Origin of the sequence: Kriegella aquimaris (genome assembly GCF_900103215.1) — a bacterium.
GTDB classification, from domain to species: Bacteria; Bacteroidota; Bacteroidia; order Flavobacteriales; family Flavobacteriaceae; genus Kriegella; species Kriegella aquimaris.
Map to the genome: position 1 here is coordinate 1 of NZ_FNGV01000013.1, position 17,978 is coordinate 17,978.

Genomic DNA, 17,978 nt, shown 5'->3' on the forward strand with positions numbered 1-17,978 from the left:
GCCGTTTCCTTGGCCAACTACGGGGTTCCCGTTGATTTCGTGACCCGTTTGCCCAAGAACGATATCGGCGACTGTGCCCTTATGGAAATGCGCAAAAGGGGCGTAGGTACCGACAACATCATATTCGGCGGCGACCGCTTGGGCATTAATTTCTGAGCTCCGTCGTAGTTGGCATCAGAAAAAATAAATGAGTACAGTTAGGTAAACCCAGAATTTTGGGATATTTTTCATTCCTAGTAAAATTAATTAGCATGACCATAGCAACGATTGCCGAGTGAGCGCACCCAGCAAGCCTTATAATAACAAACTTAAACGCTGTATAGTGGTTGTAATAGATTAAGATAATGACCCGTTGCAGGTATAAAGCATTATAATATGGCCCCACTTACATCAACGCTTTCGAACAGATTAAAAAGGGTACTGAAAAATTATGGCCCGGCGTTTTTTATAATTGGGTATGTAGTGGGTACCGGGAGTGTAACTTCCATGGTTATTTCTGGTGCCAATTATGGATTGAGCCTTTCATGGGCGCTGTTACTTTCCTGTTTTTTCACCTACTTCCTTATTGTTGCTATCAGTAAACTAACCATTGTTTCGGGGGAAACCCTGATGTATAATTTTAGAAAGGCTTTTGGAAAACCTTTGACCATTTTTATAATTACAGCACTAGTTATTTCTATAGTTTCTTCCTGCATTGGGGTTATGGGAGTAGTGGCCGAAGTTGCCATGGAATGGATTTCGGTCAATACCTCGGTATCGTTTTTAAACGGTCCGATTATCGCCAGTGTACTTATTCTTTTGTTAGTAGGGCTTTTTTGGACCGGAAAGCACGAAAATTTCATCAAAATTATGAGCATCATGGTGGCTTTTATGGCCTTAGCATTCATCATCACGAGTATCATGGTCGTTCAGGAAGCAGGTACATCTATTCTTGAATTCTTTCCTAAAATAGAAGGAGGAGAAAGTACAGGACTTGTAATTGCGGGGGTTGTGGGCACAACTATGGCCGGGGTATGTTTAGCGTCTAGAAGCATTTTGGTACAGGAAGAAGGCTGGGGATTGAACGACTTAAAGACTGAGAATAAAGATGCCATGTCTTCTATGGTCATGACATTTTTAATAAGTCTGGCCATTATGATCAGTGCAACAAGCACCCTCTATTTCAACGATATACAGGTAGATGACGCTACCGATATGATGCACGCATTGGGACCTTGGGCGGGAGATTTTGCCCTTACCCTGTTTACACTCGGAATCATAGCCGCAGGTTTATCTTCTATATTTCCCAATCTGCTATTGTTTCCTTGGCTAATCGCAGACTACACCGGAACCAAGCGCGACATGAAAAAACCCCTGTACAAACTCATCGTCGTCATTGTAGCCCTAACTGGATTAATAGTCCCGCTTGTGGGTGGTAAACCGGTTTGGATACTAATTGCTTCCCAAGCCCTTAGCCCTTTTATAATGCCCTTGATTACGCTTTTCTTATTGATTTTGCTAAATAGGGACGCCATTATGAAGGAACACAAAATCAAGACAGGAATGAACATTGCGCTGGGCGCGACCCTTATTTTCAATTGCTATATGCTCTACGTAGCATTAAATGGATTCTTAGATTTGATATAGTACGAAAAAAGAAGTTCTACTTTTAATCAGTCAATGACAACCTGAAAGTTCTTTCGTTGTAATTGCGAACAGCAGTCAATTTTACCGTCTTGCCACGGTACTTTTCGAACAATCGCTTCAAATCATTGATATTGCTAACGTTTTCACCGTTCACTCCCTGAATTACCCAGCCGCTCATAAGTCCTGACTTTTTCCAAATCTTATCGGAATCTGCACCAAGAGACTTTATGAAACATCCAGAATTATACCCTCCGGAGGCATCTATCAAATCTGGATCATCAGCTATATTAATCATAGTAGCTCCATAAATTTCAATGGAACGCTCAGTATTATCTACTACTGCTGTTTTTGGGCCTTTGTAATTGCCGGAAAGAAGCGTGCCCAACCAACTTGGATGAATTAGTTTATCGACCTTCTTATAATCTGTTGAATTCACAAACCCTACAGCATGGCCCTGTTCGTCAAAAGAACAAAATTTCAAATGGATGGATCGGTTGAATTTTAAGGGTTGAGTATATAAAGGGGATGCTTTCGTAGGTTCTGAACCATCAGTCGTGTAACGGATACTTCCCGATTTCTCGATTCTGTTGTCGGCAATAAGCTTAACGGTTATTTCTTTTTCGAATTCACCACCAAAAGGAACTGCCTTTGTCATTTGATGACCGAATTTATCCATCGGAAAATTTTTAAATCCCAATTGCAATGCGGGGGAGTTCTCCGCGACTGTATAATCACCATGTTCGGGGTCTACAAACATCGGCTTGACAATTTTGGAATTCTGATCATAACCTTCGGCCTTCCATTGTGCAAAATTCTTTTCTTTTAGAATCTGGCTTGTATTAGGGAAGTTTACATTCCAATATAGATTATGGTCATAGTGATTACTCCACTTCGTATTTTCCGGTAATCTTATGGGCCGTATGAAGATATCGGTAGGTGCTTCTTTACCCGGTACACTTCCAGAAATAACAAAAATATTCTTATAGACCTCATCTTCCGAAGCCCGGGGCCATACATGCCAACCGAGAGGTACTGCACTGACACTAATATTGTTGAACACTTTACGGAACATGCCATCTCGTAACTTTATAGTAGAGCCTAAATTCAGGTTATTATATATTTCATAGAAACTAGAGCCATCGTCCAAATCAATTGTCCAGTTTCCCGCACTTATCGATTTTCTATAGTTGGCGATACGATTATTTCTAACGATTACGGGGTCAATGGCATCCAACTTTACATATTCCTTTATAAAATCAGTATCGGCGCTCCCCCCTGCCCCTAACCACTGACGTTCTCGGCCCCAAGAATTAAACGGACCATGCTCGCCCGTTTCGCGCACCGTTTCCCAAATATCGTTATGCTCGATAATATGGCCGCCCCACGTACCATCATTGATACAGATACCTGCTCTTGGGCAATCATAAATGGTATTATGCGATACGCTGATTTTATGACTCATGGAAATGTACACCCCGGCCACCTGTTTGCCGTAGTCTCCAAAATCATGCATAATATTATTTTCTACCGTACAATTTTTAGGATAATCGGGCGACTTAGGACCTGGTTCCAGATCCATACCTTTTCTCATTTCGTTCCAATCTTTTCCGTTTATTTCCTTATCGTCCCAGGTTTGATAAAAACGTACGGCTTCGGGAGAACCGACCAGGCATACAGCGCTTTCCCCAATATGGTAAAACCGACAACCTCTAACCGTATTATTACGATTGTAGTTGCTCATAAAAATTCCATTGCCTCCCAAGTATTCGAAATTGCAATCGGTAACGATACAATTTTCGGCACCTTCCAAAAAAATGGCGCCTCCCCGATGAATCGCCCAATCTCCGCGATCGAGCGGTTCATAATCCTCCATAAACGTGGTGTTGCTCTGGGAAAAGTCAAGTCCCGTTATGGTGATGTGTTTGACCGGTTTTTTACTGTTTCCTTTTATCTGGATCAAATCTTCAAGCACGGGAACTTCAAGCACCGCATTGCTTAAATCAATACCTTCTTCGGGATAGTAATAAAGTAATTCTTTCTCCGTATCAAAAAACCACTCACCGGGCACTGTCAGTTCCTCAAAAATATTTTCAATAAAAAACCAAGAGGCGTTTTTCCCTTTTCCGCCAATACCGAATGCCCGTTGCAATTGCCACCCGCCTTCTCCCAGAACTATTTTGTTTTCACTTTTTTCGACATGCTTTATACGGTATTGCATATTGCCCCAATTGTGACTTTGAAAAGCATGAACGATACCAGTACTGGGGTTTTTCCAGTTCTTGTTTTCAAAATCTTCGGACTTCAGCGTAATCCATTTATCATACCGGCGATCGGTACCATCTGCCACTTGTAAATAACCTTTTCCGTCACGCAAAGGGTTTTCATAATCAAAATCGGGAAAGCGGGAACGCACCTGCCGTTGACCGTTTACAAACAACTGATCAAAGGCCATACCCGACGGAAGACTCGTTACGTAAATTCCATTTTTGTAGGGTTGCCACTGTAATCCCTTCAAAAGACGTGATCCTTTAATAATAACCTCAGCACCAGGTTCACCGGAAAAAACAACGGGGTTCTCTGCGGTACCCGATAATTCTGGCCCCAAAACAATCGTTTCCTCCAAGTAGTAGGTGCCTGACTCGAACCAAACAATTACCGGTTCTTTGCCCGCAAACTTGTTCAGCTCTTCTACCGCACGTCCGAAGGTGGCAAAAGGTGCCGATTTGGAGCCTTTATTTTGGTCATTGCCCTTTTCCGATACAAATATATCTTGGGATCCGTATATCTGCACAGAATATAGCAGGATAATGAATAAGCACATTTTAGCCATCCTTTTCATATGCATACCAATTTGATTTGAGTTTTTTATTTTGCTTGATTCCAAAGTCGGTATGGGTCGCCGTGAAGTTCCATTTGCTCTAAAAGCAAGGTTTCCATTTCGGCAAGCTTTTCTGCATATTTCGGATTATCAGCAAGATTCGTTTCCATTTCACCTTCCTTATGATGTTCTTTTAGGTACTCATTGGGGTTCTCTGCCAAATTAAACAATTGTGTTTCATGTACAGCTCCGTTCATTACATCATATTTGATTAATTTCCAATCGCCTTTTTTTACAGTTCTCATTCCTGGTTTTGTACCTCCCGAATACACCCCGTACATCACCTCTCTAACGGTTTCCTTTTGTCCATTTAACACAGGTTTAAAGCTTGTACCCTCTACTGTCTTTGGAATATCAATACCCGCCAAATCGCAAAGTGTCGGTAAAACATCGAGCAGATAAATATTTCCTTTCACCCTTTTACCCGCCTCAATACCAGGGCCTTTTACGATAAAAGGTACGCGCCACGTATGCTCGTACAGGTTTTGTTTCCCCATTAGCCCGTGTCGCCCTATCGACATACCATGGTCAGAAGTATAGATAACGTAGGTATTATCCAACTCGCCCATTTCCTCTAATTTTTTAAGGACCTTGCCCAATTGAATATCAATATTCTCCGAACAGGCATATTCGCGCCCCAATTCATTGCGAACGGTTTGTTCATCTCTATTTTTCCATACGCCACTCACCCGTTCTTCGTCCCTTAGTAAGGGATGCCCATGAAAAAAAGGATGAGCCTCTAAATAATTATCCTGTAATGGTGGTTGGTTCGCATTGCTCGGAGGAAGGTTAAGGGTATCGGTATGATTGATTGCCCCATATTTTGCCAAAAGTTCAGGAGTGCCGTCGCGGGTATCATGTGGATGCGAAAAGCCAAAGTAAATCAGAAACGGGTCAGTCTCCGTTGCACTTTCACGATCATTTAAATAACTCATTACTTGTTTGGCGTGCCAAGCACTACCGGTTTCTTCTGTACCGCCTCTCTTGGTGGCATCATGTACTACCGTGAATTGCTCGTTTGCCGCGGGGTACGAATTGCCCCTTTTGCAGGTCCGCATAGTTTTATACCCCGCACGGTTGAAAACAGCTCCCATGGTTTGTTGTTCTAATTTCACTGGTTCATTTGGATTTTTGAAATCACCTCTCGAAGGAAGGTGCCAAAGAGTGCGTCCGCTCATAATCATATGCCGCGACGGAGTACAAACGGCCCCCAGCCAAGAACCCATATTTCTTGCACTTTCGAAGACCATGCCTTCGTTGGCAAGTTTTGAAATAGTCGGTGTCTCCAATATTGATGCTGGATCATAGGTCTGTAAATCAAAAGGTGATTGGTCGTCTACCAATACGAACAAAAAATTGGGTCGTTTCTTCTCTACGATTTTCTCCTCTCCATTCTTACAGGAAATAAGAATAATCATCAAAAATAGTGGCAATATGAAGCGCTTTATACTAAAATTCATACATGTAGTTTTTTATTCCGATACTAGTTTGTAGACCCTGAAATTATCGAGGGTCATATGATTATTGACCGTTCTGAACCCAAAATGTCCTGATTTGTAGGGATGGGCGTCATAAAAATCGACAATGAGTTTCCCATCGCGATAATATTGAATGATACCATCGAACGCTATAATCTTGATTTCTGTGACCTTATTCGGTTTTATCAGAAACTTTCGTTCCGAAAGGTCATGTTCGGGCAGCAAGGGTCTATTACCATCGCCTACATATCGCCGAAAACGAGTCTTTGAATTATTATGCCCGCCTACACCCATATAATAGAGTTGCAAACTATCGTAGTTTGAAAATTTGCCGCCCCGTTCTTCGGAGTTTGCAAAAATGTTATCAGGATACTCGATATCCTTGGCCATCCAAAAGCAATTCAAATCGGATACGCGATCCTGAGGACCTTTTTCATCGATTACATAGGCATCATAGGTTATCATAATTGGCCCTTCCAACTTCTTTTTTAGCCAAATGGTACACCCTGAAACATCAGTAATTTCCAATTTTCCGTTTCTTGGTTCTACCGTACCTCCCGGCATCTGCTCGACTACCCAATTTTGCAATCCGACCTCAAAAGAATCAAAATACACCATGGTTTTTTTTACCGTTAGCGTATCATTGATACGTTCGCTTACTTCTTGTGCGAATGCTGCTATCGAAAGGGATACAAGCATTAAGGTCAGTAGCACTTTACATTTCATCTGTTCAAATTATCGGTTTATAAATAGGCCTACTACAAAAGATCATTCTCAAATTTCATAAGGGGTGCCAAAAAACGTAAAGCCGTAAGTTAAAAAATGAGCGGCAAATCTATTCTAATTTTAAGACAACTCGTTAGTGATGTCCTTTCGATAAAAAACAAGCTACTACATAATGGCCTATTAAACATCAGCATATTTTTTAATCTTTGACCTTTATACAATCTGTATACCCTTTTGGTAAGGGCGGTATATTTAAAACTTCTTTTTCATCTGGAAACCTGTTTGATGTTGTTTGTTTATCACCATACCAATATACCCCTACACCGTAGCCCATTTCACAATCTGTCCAGCTCCAAACCTCCATATCTAGTTGTAAAGCGCTACTAAACGGCATAACATCCAAAGCGCGGGACCTTGTTTCTGTACTGTAGCCCAAGGTGTTTTTTTCTTTACTTATTTTCCGATTCAGTTTGTTGTAGACAAAGCTTTTCGGTTGGGCATGAAAGGGATGTTCATAGAAATCGGTGCTTCTACCTCCCCAGGAATAGGCATAATAATCTTCGGTTCCGGTTCCAAAAATGGATGGAAAATCCTCTCCGTCGACCCATATTTTTTCATCCCCTTCGCCCCACCATCTTTCTACGGGATTCATAATCGTTAGGGCATCGCCCACATATACGCCACGCCCTTTAAGGGTTACGTAATTCCAATCCAAAAACGGTCTAGTCGTCACGGGGTATTGCCCTCTCCAAGCTGCATTAAAGTACATGCTTTCACTATCCCACTTCCAGCTTCCAACGGTAGCCTTTAAATCGATATTTATGGCTGTTTCACCTAAATTGACCACGGATATTTTACCGGATTTTTGATAAGGCATTGTCCATCTGCAAGTCATTGTTCCATCTTCACTTACCGTTCTGTACCACCCTTGAAACGGATTTAAACCGATACCACTGCCGAAAAAATCACCAATTGGCGTCCAAACCGTTTGCATGCCATCAAATTCCATTTTTAAAACGACCGAACGGGTTACCTCGGGATTTTTGTAATCGGCCAATTGTAAGCTTAGTTCCCTGACCGCAGCATTTCCAGAAGGTAGTGTTATAGATTTCTCCTCTTTAGCCCCTAACTCTCCATTGAATGAAATTTGTTTGCCTTCGTGCCGATTTTTTGGGTGTAATAACAGTTCACCTACCCTTTGGGTCAAGGGCATCGTTTTGCCAAAATCAGTTTTTGTAAAGGTTTTTATAGCTGTGTCCTCGTCATAGGCCCTATAGGTAAACTGATAAAAAAACGGTCTGGCATCTGTGGTAATTTTGCAACTTTTAGCATAGGGTATCGGAAAAAAGGATACCGCAGATCGTAACGATTGATGCGCCAATGGATATGGAATCAGCCCTGAGCCATCAAGCAGGCCCAACATATTTCCTTCTAAGGCCGGTTTAGGGTTTCCGTCTAAATAAATTCTGATTTGTATGTCGGTATTGGGTTTATCCGCACTTAAAAACGGCATCCACGTACGTACAATGGCGCCTGGGCCCGTATGATCCATCAACACCCATTCTTTTTGTCCGTTTTTTTCTTCTATCCTAATAAAGTTGCGATCTTTTTCATTGGTGTTAAAATCCCTATTCGTAAACCAACCAACGGTGTCGGCAGGGGTTTTAGAGGCCCTGTTATAGCTACTTTCCTGTTTTAACCTAAAATCAGTGCTGGGAAAACGTGCCACAGCATCACGATTTACCATCTCGTTTAATAGCGATTCGATAGAAACTTTATCCTCATCTTGAGCAAAAGCAATAGAAGCAAATGCCATTACCGCAAGGCCTAGAATTGATTTTGTTAATTTCATTTTCATAAAAGTTTCCCCTAACATATAAATAAAGACCGGTTATTTGGCAACTAATTGTTACTGATGGCGGACTCTAGCGTTGAATTTTGTTCAAACGCCCTTAGGTAAAAAGAGGATTGTTTTAAATACCAAAAAAAATCTACCCCATGATTCGTAGAAATCATTTACTTTTCTAATTCCGCCAACGTCCAATATTCTTCTCTATCGGCAGTCTGCTTTCTAGCATTGGCAACGAACCTTTTATGAACACCTCCTTCATCGTTCATTGCTCTAATGTAGCTAAGGACGTCTGCAATCCATTGGTCGCCATTGCTTTTTAAAGGCATCATTATACCATAATCCTTTCCATCAATTGGCCCAATTAGACCATTCAACAGTATTTTGCTCAGTTTTTCTTTATCACCGGTCACACGCGGACTCCCTATTAGTGAAGGAGCAATAAGAGAATTATCTGCAGTAGGCAATCCTTTTAAATCGGGACCATGACAGGTAGCACATAGCTGCTTATAGGAGTCATATCCCCTTAAAACACTTTTTTTACTATCGGCATCTCTAGCAGAAATTCTTTCTTTTAAATTTGCCAGTTCTAAATCATCTTTTTTAAGACTTTCTGTAATAGCATGCAACACTATTTCATTATCGGCATACTTGTTCCCAATTTTATTTAGCACATCAGTAGCCTGTTTGTCTTTACTGAATCTTAAACTAAGTGCAAGCTGATTTACCACCTCCAAATCTTTGTCGTTAACTAACTTTTCTAGGTTGTCAATAATATCGGTATCACCTGATTTTAAGAAATTTTCGCTTAATCGTATGGCTGTTGATCTTACTCGGGGATCTTCATCCGATAATTTATCAATAATTAGATTTCTATCTACAATTCCAAGTCCTTCCAAGGTCCATAGCGCATGGACTCTTTCTATTCCAAAATCTTTAGCGGGATTGAATATTCCATCAAAAATTGAAGTATTGTTTTGAGCAATCTTTTTTAATTCGGGAATTACGGAAGCATCATCCTTTAAAATTATAAGTTTTTGTGCCGTATTACGATACCAGCCATTAGGATGGCCTAGAAACTGTATTAAGTCGGATGCTTTTTTATTTAAAAGTTCTGGTTTTTTATCAGGTTTTATATCCTCATGAACGATTCTATAAATCCTCCCTTTTCCAATATTTTTATCCAATTTTTTTCGAATGATCACGGGGCGGAGAAAACTGCCTTCTTTTGTCCAATTGCTTTCTTGGATTATTCCACGATACATATCTACAATGTACAACGCCCCATCTGGACCTGTTTTAGCCTGCACAGGTCTAAAATTAAGATCGGTCGATGCCATGAACTCGGTTTTGTCATAGGCATTATAAAGCACTTTTTTACCCTCTTCAATTTTTACTTTGGCACGTCTAATAAGTCTGCCAACGGGTTCTGGTATAAATAGGTCGCCATAGGTGGATGGCGGCAACTTATGACCCCGAAATATTTCTTGGCCCGCGACACCTGTAAAATAGTTTAGGGTGTTATCTTCCCGAAGTCTTTTCGTACCCCCCTGTACATCTGGTGTGCCCACAATTGGCCACGGCTGTACAAAGTCGGGCGACAACCTTTCGGGCGGTGAATAATCTCCATAAACTGCAGGCTGTTGAAAGCCATAAGCCGGATTTTCGCCACCCGCAGTTGAATAATACATGACCCCCATATCATCTTGCGTCAGTCCCCATTGACCACGAGGCATGATGTCGAGGGAATCAACCAAAACTTCTCCACCTTTAAATTTAAATCGCACTGGGTTATAGGTTGTATATACCCAATTATCCAAATTCCAAAGCAACCCACTTTGTTGGTGTTCCAAATTACCCCCTCGACGATTAGGATTATAATATACGCGCTCTTTCTTATCAGCTACACCATCATTATCGGTATCCTTATAGCTCCACAGGTCATAAGAATATGTTTCATTTACGATAAGTTCATTTTCCAAAGGCAATATCATACGGGGTAACAAAAGGCTATCAATAAATACCGTGCTTTTATCCATTTTACCATCACCATCAGTATCTTCCAATAATTTTATTTTACTAATAGGCCTATTTGTTCCAGAACCGTTTACGTCTTGCATGTAAGTATTCATTTCTGCCACATACATGCGGCCATCTCCATCCCAGGCAATTGTGGCAGGCTCGTCGATCATGGGTTCGCTCGCCACCAACTCTACTTTATACCCTTCAGGAAGGTAGAAAGTTTTCATACTTTCTTCCGGGGAAAGAAAATCGGAGGCTGCATCTTTTATAATCTCTGGTTTTTCATATATTTTTTCCGAGTATTCTTTTTCTTGGCAGCATGACAGTAGGGCGACGGCCAAAATCAGGAATAATTTTTTAAAATAAGGCATCGTTATGTTCATTTTTGGTTCTTATGAATTTATCTTTTCCATCGATGGAATCATTCTCGGAAAACAATAATAGAAATTTTATATGTATTATCCATTGAACTGATTCAAAACAGTAAAAATGCCTTCCTGTAATGTCTTAATGCCACGTAATTTTAGCCTTCGTTGTCTCGGTATTGCCCCATACGCTCGTAAGCTCAAATTCCCTGTAAATATCCATCCATCTGTTTTTCACATTTAAGGACTCCTTTGGGGCTCCCAAGTGGTTTTTGTTTGGCAGGATAATTCACTAGGTTGCCATCTTTCAAATTACAACCCCAATTCCATAGAAAATACGAATAAGGTTGAGCCCCGATAAGGAAACAAGCATGGTAATATTCCAATTGATCTTTAGACCTTTGTTCTATTCCATCTGTTTTTGTGAAGCCTACGTTATAAAGTTTCATTCTTTTCCTTTGGCACCGAATCGATAGATTGAAATTTTTCCCGCATTGGCCACCCGAACCATATCACCCCATTCTTCGAGTAGATTTTCTTTATTGGTAACCGTAGCATTGTAATGCTCGAACATAAAAGCATCACAGTAAGGGAAAACATCTTTAGTACGGGCACCATTGTTACCGACCAATATTTTATCCGGTCCCATTTTTGTTTTAAGGGCGGCCATCATTTCACCTTTGGCTTTTGCGATTGCAGCCAAGTCTTCTTTCGGATAACCTGCATTATCATCTACATTCATACGGTCGATAAAAACACCGTCGGCCCCAGAAATTTTAACGCCTTCAACGGCCGATGCCACCCACCATTTGCGAAATTCAGGATTTAAAGCATCCAAATAGTACGAAAATGCAGGTCCATTGGTTTTTTCCAATAGTTTCCCAGTCTCTGGATCAACGGCCAAAAATTTCGCCAATTCTTTATTTTTAGCAATGCCATCAGGGGTCAGATTTTTATTGAACCGGGGAAAAGGCCACGCCACGTATGAATTATAGTAGAACAATACTTTGGTTTCCGGCTTTATTTTATGAAACGCCTCCACTTCATGTTTTGTGCCCAATACTTGGTCACCGAGCCGGTTGTACGCATGTGATTTTTCGATACAGATAAAACCGGTTCTATCTGCAATGAATTTAACCTCTTCAGATTCTAATACGCGGTCAATATCACCAAAATGATAGTACATCGGGGTCGTATCCCAAGTAAATTCTGGAAAATAGGCTTTCGATTCAAAACTGGAACCGTCACTAATCTCTAGCGACGATTTTTGTTGTGCGTACGAAAACAAGCTAACGGAGATTAGACTACATACACTACTTAGTGTTTTAATGGACGAAATCCGAAAAGGCACTATTATTTTCATACATTCTAAATTTATTCCAATACAATTTTACGCAGTGCACCGGCACTAAATTCCTTTTCTGAGTTATTGTGTCTGATTGTCACGGGTACTTCGTTATTCAATAGTAGTTCCTGTTGTTTGAATTCCAAAACGATATTACCGACTTCGGATGCCGAAATAGTATACCCTTTGGCTATAACTTCTGTTCCGTTACCCACAAAAATTACCCAGTCCCCATTCTCTTCATTGGCGATCAACGTATAAGTGGCATCGGTCGATAGCTCTTTGTAATTGACTTTATTAGAATTGGCCAATGAAAAAACAAGATCTTGCCGACCTGATTTATGGGTAATGTGTAGCCCTACAAATTCTTTGTTTCCGCTTTCATCTTCAAAACTTGAAATTTTCACGATGCTTTTTCCTTCACCAGATGTAAAAGGTTCATAAACCGAAACGAATGGCTGCTCCCAAGCCGCCCCATGTTGTCTTGCCGCCAGAGTTAAATAAGGTACCTTGTCAACTTCGTAGGGCAAGCCGTGGTTTGCTCTAAAAGCTTTGTTGGGTGGCGATTTAATGGAAAATACCTCACGGCCTTTGGCTCCTTTCATCCATAAACTCATAAATACGTCATCTTCCCCTTCCGGCATATCTATTTTCCATTCCGCTTGATAGTCATCTTCCAGCTTTACAGATTTTTTATCCCACATATAATCGAAAGCGTACAGATGACCTCCTGCAAATCCCATTTCCTCGCTTGGAGCTAGATTTAAAGGAGTTCCATTGGCATCCATAAAATTCATGGTTTGACCGAGGTTGTGGTAAAAATAATCGTGGAATTTATCGCCTTGACGCTGCTTCTTAGAACGGAAAATATCAATGTAATACCCCGTTTCTTTACCTGTTTTTACAATACTCACCAAACGCTTTTGGTCGCTTCGGGTCTCTGGTTCCAAAAAATAAACATCGGAATAGGTAATGTCTGGATAATAGCCTTCCTTCTGTTCCGATTTTGGATATTGTCCCATTAAATCGAAAGCGTGGTAACTCAACATTTCGGTGTAAGAAGAAGCTCCGTCAACCATCACCGTGTTATGTGCCGGAAACTGCGAATAATACTCTAAATAGATCGGTTGTAAATAGCCTGACCCCTTTCCCGGGTCGGCACCTTGCACAAATCCCTTACCGTATAGCTCCATGTTGATTCCATTGGCATGCATATGGTTTCCCAAAGATGCGTTCAACGATACCATCATGCCATCTTTACCTTGTCCCATGCGTTGCACATGCCAACTCACATTCGGGGCGTAGAAGGTTTGGGTTATGTAATCGCTTAAATTTCCTTTAGAGTACTTCGGATTCAGCACCAAAGGCTTGCTTGCAAAAAACGAACCGATATCAGCTCTGGGCTTTCTGTTGGGATTCGATAGTTCGGGGCCATGGGTGAGCAAACGATATAGTGCGGTAAACTCTTTTTCCAATGCGGCATCTCCATTTTTTTGTGCCGTACGGATCATATCGCCTATCGCCCCAATTTTTAGCGATTCGTAATTGCTATCACCGAAAGCGACGGTCTGACCGTTGGGGAACAGATACTGCGGAAGAACTTTTACGGCTTTCTGCATGATTGGCATATAAGGCAATATATTGTGGTCGAAGGTGTTGTCGAAATCATTGACAAAGTGGGTCAAATCGCTCGTTACCCCGAACGAATACCCGGGGCACTCGGCCCAAACCCCGTTGGCCGGATCATAGCCATAGTCCATGAACTTTGTCAGCGACCATTGGCGAGGGGAGGTAACGTTGAGAATGTAATCAATGTAGTATTGACGCCCTTTTTTATCCGCATACGTATCATCGTTTTGCAAGACCATGGCGGCCTTCAATATGATTTTTGCCTGATGCAGGTTCCAGTTGTTCTGTGGCACACCGTTTTTTATGATTTGGTTGATCCATTTTTTTATGGTTGTGTCATACTTTTCAATTTTATCGGGATGGTTTCCTTCAATGTAGTGATGTAGAAAATCATAGAGTTCCGACGCATATACCAAGGTGTTTTCGTGAATGACCTGAAAACATTCGAGCCCCACCAAGGTCTGTATATGCCCGTTCATCAGGTCGATCGGCTCGTTACGGTAGTACATACCCATCATGTACGAATCGAAAAGGTCGAAGGCAAATTGGGCGAAGCGGTCGTCTTCTTCAAGCCAATACAGAAATGCGGCATCGCGGGCCAACCCCATCATTTTTTGATTGTGCCTGTGGATAAGCCCCCCGGTTTTGGACTGCTCGACCCATTCCAAAGGCTCTCCCTCCTTGGTTTTGTTACGAAGGTACAGGCCCCGTTCATCGTCCATGTAAGGTTCAATGTCTTCCAATTCCGGCATGGCATAATTGGTGGTATAATCGCGTGAGCCAGTAAAACGGACCGTTGGGACCGGGGCTTCGCCATCGGCATGCGAATAATTGATGCCGTTGATGTATACGTTCGTAGCTTTTGTTTTCCAGTACATCATCAATCTTGAAACCATCCATTCGGGGTCGGTTTCATGGCGTTCCACATGCACATCGATACGTTCGTGAATGCCCTGTAGCACTTCTTTTGCCCACACTTCTTTTTTAATTGTTTTTTCAAGGGATTTCTTTTCTGATTGGGTAATGTATAAGCGGGGATATCCTTGCTCTAAATTGGTTGGCAGCGGGATTTTATCAAATGTTTGCGCCCTTACGATGGTGCCTAAAACACATAAAACCAATACAAGGGCATAAGGTTTAAAAATAGTTTTATTCGATTTGTAAAGTGTTGTAATCATATTATTCGTTTGCTTGCTCTACTTCTCCCTTGCTTTTTATAGTCGGTTTTTTTGTTCCGGGAAACAAAAGCACTTTCGTTGCTGTTTGATTTTCCAGTTTAATGTCAGTGGCATGCATTTGGGCATTTTTATTAAAATTGCCGTAACCTTCCCAAACAGACAGTTTAATGGCCATATTTTCCGGTATGAAATCTGGATTGGAGGTTTTAATAATAACTTCATGTTCAGAACCATTAATTTTTGCCAGTAAGTCATTTGCCAGTCCGTCTCTACTATCCAGAATGTTCATTTCAACATAGGCTCTTTTGGCATTGGTGTAGGGAATGCAAAAGGCTTCTGCATATTTGGCATCGGCGCTACAATTGATTAAAGTATCGGCATTGCCCACATTATAACCGGTTGCCACACAGTCTTGGACCACGCAATCAATTATTTTGTCACCTGAAGTACTTAGTCCGGTACAAATACCCCTTCGCATTTTCGTTACGCTACAGTTCTTAACTGTTGTATTTTTAGTTCTATGTCCGTTATATTCGGGGTACATTCGAATACCATCTTCACTTAGCGATATGATTTCCCCCGGTAGAATTTTTCCGTCTTCATCAACGATCGTGCCCTCTACATAGCCTCCTTTAGCCGCATAAAAGTTTTTGTCAAATGCATAGCCAGATGTTTCGGAAAGAATTGCATCGGTAGTTCTAAGCAACCCATCTACATGACAATTTTCTATTAATGTATTTTCAGCTCCTTGTATAAAAATGGCATGCCCCATAGCTCGCATATGAACGGTGCATCCTATCAGTTTGGCATTTTTTGCGGGATAGCCAACCCGGATGCCGTTCATCTTACGCACCCCGCTATTACCACCGATGCCATACAGACTTCCGTAGCCCCACGGACTTGAACCTGCCGTACGAACCTCAATATTTTTTAAGGTTACATCCTCCCCTACAACATTAAATATCTTGTTTTTGCTCTGTCTGCCCGGTTTATCGCCATAGGTCTCGATGTACAGACCTTCAAGCGTAACATTCTTACCGGAAATTTCAATGGCACAATACATACTGTTGCCATCGTCGCTAATGGCCAGATCATCTCGACTAAAGAGTTTGGTATCGACCATAAAGCGTACTCCCGTCAGGTCAAAATGGGTGTTGTTGCCCGTAAATTCCATGAACCGAATTTTCTTGGCATCATTTATTTGATAGTTGCCGGGCGCAAGTCTGACCTCCACATTATCCTTGTCCAGATACTTTTTAAATTCCAAAAGAGTAGCTACTTTAATGACCCCATTCCGATTTCCGGTCATAGAAGTCTTGAACGATGAAACCACAATAAATAGGAATAGAACAGAAGGGAGTAGCTTTAGGTGCTTCATGGGAATATTATTTCGTACTGATTTCAATTGGGATAATCGTTTTAGTTTGCTTTTTGAACATGCTTGCGGGTCTATTTATGAATTTGTTCATATGGGTGTATACTCAATGGTATCTCTTATTGAATAGCAAAGCCTTCACTTTTTATTGTAATTCCAATTTAATTACACTCACCGATTTGTCGGGGGTTTCTTTAGGAAGCTGAACCACATTGTCTTCAGCAGTCAGTTCGGAATTTTGGTCAGTCAGTAGCGATGCCTTTTTTAGCTTGATGTCTTTATTCAACACCAATTTTCCATCCTTTGGCCAGTCAAAAACATGTGCAAACACTACACCTTCCTTTTTGGTATAGCGACCCCAATCCGGCATATCATACGGACTAGCAGTTGCGCCATAAATGGCTTCTCCATTGGCTTCGGTCCAGTCTCCCATGGCGTTCAAACGGCGAATACTCTGTGAAGGAAATCTTCCGAATCCATCAGGACCAATGTTCAATAAAAAGTTGCCCCCTTTGGAAACAATATCTACCAATTTTTGAATAAGATCTTCACTACTTTTCCATTTGGTGTCGTCGGGCTTATAGCCCCAAGTGCCGTTCATGGTCATGCACGACTCCCAGTCTTCGGCTATTCCCGTAGCGGGAATTTCTTGTTCTGGGGTGCCAAAATCTCCGGCAAAATTCCCTTCCTTGTCCATACCTTCCATGCCCATACGGCCTTTGTCGACACGGTTGTTGACAATGGTATTGGGTTGTATTTCCATAATAAAATTGTACATATCCTTGCCCATTTCGGTGGTATAATCCGCAATCCAATCTCCGTCGAACCAGACCACATCAATATCACCGTAATTGGTCAATAGCTCTTTGACTTGGGGTTTTAGGTAATTTTTAAAGTATTCAGGAAATTCAGGGTTGACCACGCTTTGGTCTTTTTGACCCGCATTGTAATTCGGAAACAAATTTCCCTGGGCCTGCGGATGGTGCCAATCGACAATCGAGTGGTATACTCCAAATTTAAGACCCTGCTTTCTAGATGCTTCGGCCAATGCTTTTATGATATCTTTTTTATAAGGTGAGGTATCCATGATATCATATTCTGTTACTTCCGAATCCCATAGGCAGAAGCCGTCATGATGTTTGGTAGTGATAACGATATATTTCATGCCCGCATCCTTGGCCATTTTTACCCAGGCATCAGCATCGAACAATTCAGGATTGAACATTCTAGGGAACTTTTCGTATTCCTCAATAGTATAATCCAATTTGTCCATCGCCCATTCGGCACCACCGCCGGCAATTTGTTCTCCCCGTTCGCCTCCAATAATGGAGTAAGCACCCCAGTGGATAAACATACCAAATTTGGCATCGCGCCACCACTCCATACGTTCATCATCGGATAGTTTTTCCGTTTGGGCACTGCGCTGTGCTACAAGGTTGCCCATGGCCACCACCATCGCAAATACTAGGGTTATTGATTTTTTTAATGTTCTCATGTCGTGGTTCTT

General features: G+C 41.5%; 11 protein-coding genes and 1 pseudogene. 2 read left to right on the forward strand and 10 right to left on the reverse strand.

Annotation, left to right across the window (positions count from 1 at the left end):
- A pseudogene (locus BLS33_RS25215) lies at window positions 1-153 on the forward strand (sugar kinase); the annotation flags it as partial.
- A gap of 222 nt (window positions 154-375) precedes the next feature.
- On the forward strand, window positions 376-1,626 hold the full coding sequence (locus BLS33_RS19215; RefSeq protein WP_089893556.1) for an NRAMP family divalent metal transporter: 1,251 nt from the start codon (window positions 376-378) through the stop codon (window positions 1,624-1,626).
- A gap of 22 nt (window positions 1,627-1,648) precedes the next feature.
- Here the strand turns inward: BLS33_RS19215 and BLS33_RS19220 are convergent, their stop codons facing one another.
- The 10 genes from BLS33_RS19220 to BLS33_RS19260 form a co-directional block, all read right to left on the reverse strand.
- On the reverse strand, window positions 1,649-4,465 hold the full coding sequence (locus BLS33_RS19220) for a right-handed parallel beta-helix repeat-containing protein (RefSeq protein WP_176801455.1): 2,817 nt from the start codon (window positions 4,463-4,465) through the stop codon (window positions 1,649-1,651).
- 26 nt (window positions 4,466-4,491) lie between these two features.
- The gene (locus BLS33_RS19225; protein ID WP_089893563.1) at window positions 4,492-5,964 is read right to left on the reverse strand and encodes a sulfatase family protein; all 1,473 of its coding nucleotides are present in this window, start codon (window positions 5,962-5,964) and stop codon (window positions 4,492-4,494) included.
- 12 nt (window positions 5,965-5,976) lie between these two features.
- Entirely contained in the window at window positions 5,977-6,708 is a 732-nt protein-coding gene (locus BLS33_RS19230) for a DUF6250 domain-containing protein (protein ID WP_143017651.1), read from the reverse strand.
- Window positions 6,709-6,907: 199 nt separating this feature from the next.
- Window positions 6,908-8,560, reverse strand: a complete 1,653-nt coding sequence (locus BLS33_RS19235) for a glycoside hydrolase family 172 protein (protein ID WP_218129612.1) — start codon at window positions 8,558-8,560, stop codon at window positions 6,908-6,910.
- 164 nt (window positions 8,561-8,724) lie between these two features.
- Window positions 8,725-10,962: a DUF7133 domain-containing protein gene (locus BLS33_RS19240; RefSeq protein ID WP_143017652.1), complete on the reverse strand. Its 2,238-nt coding sequence runs from the start codon at window positions 10,960-10,962 to the stop codon at window positions 8,725-8,727.
- Window positions 10,963-11,144: 182 nt separating this feature from the next.
- Window positions 11,145-11,393 (reverse strand): putative glycoside hydrolase, encoded by a 249-nt coding sequence (locus BLS33_RS25330; RefSeq protein ID WP_218129613.1) that lies wholly within the window; start codon window positions 11,391-11,393, stop codon window positions 11,145-11,147.
- Complete coding sequence (locus BLS33_RS19245; RefSeq protein WP_218129614.1) at window positions 11,390-12,307, reverse strand: putative glycoside hydrolase; 918 nt, start codon at window positions 12,305-12,307, stop codon at window positions 11,390-11,392. The genes BLS33_RS25330 and BLS33_RS19245 overlap by 4 nt, the downstream gene beginning before the upstream one ends.
- Before the next feature lie 11 nt (window positions 12,308-12,318).
- The gene (locus BLS33_RS19250) at window positions 12,319-15,096 is read right to left on the reverse strand and encodes a hypothetical protein (RefSeq protein WP_218129615.1); all 2,778 of its coding nucleotides are present in this window, start codon (window positions 15,094-15,096) and stop codon (window positions 12,319-12,321) included.
- Between the two features lies 1 nt (window position 15,097).
- Window positions 15,098-16,474, reverse strand: a complete 1,377-nt coding sequence (locus BLS33_RS19255; RefSeq protein ID WP_143017653.1) for a right-handed parallel beta-helix repeat-containing protein — start codon at window positions 16,472-16,474, stop codon at window positions 15,098-15,100.
- 142 nt (window positions 16,475-16,616) lie between these two features.
- Window positions 16,617-17,966: an alpha-L-fucosidase gene (locus BLS33_RS19260; protein WP_218129616.1), complete on the reverse strand. Its 1,350-nt coding sequence runs from the start codon at window positions 17,964-17,966 to the stop codon at window positions 16,617-16,619.
- Window positions 17,967-17,978: the final 12 nt, after the last annotated feature.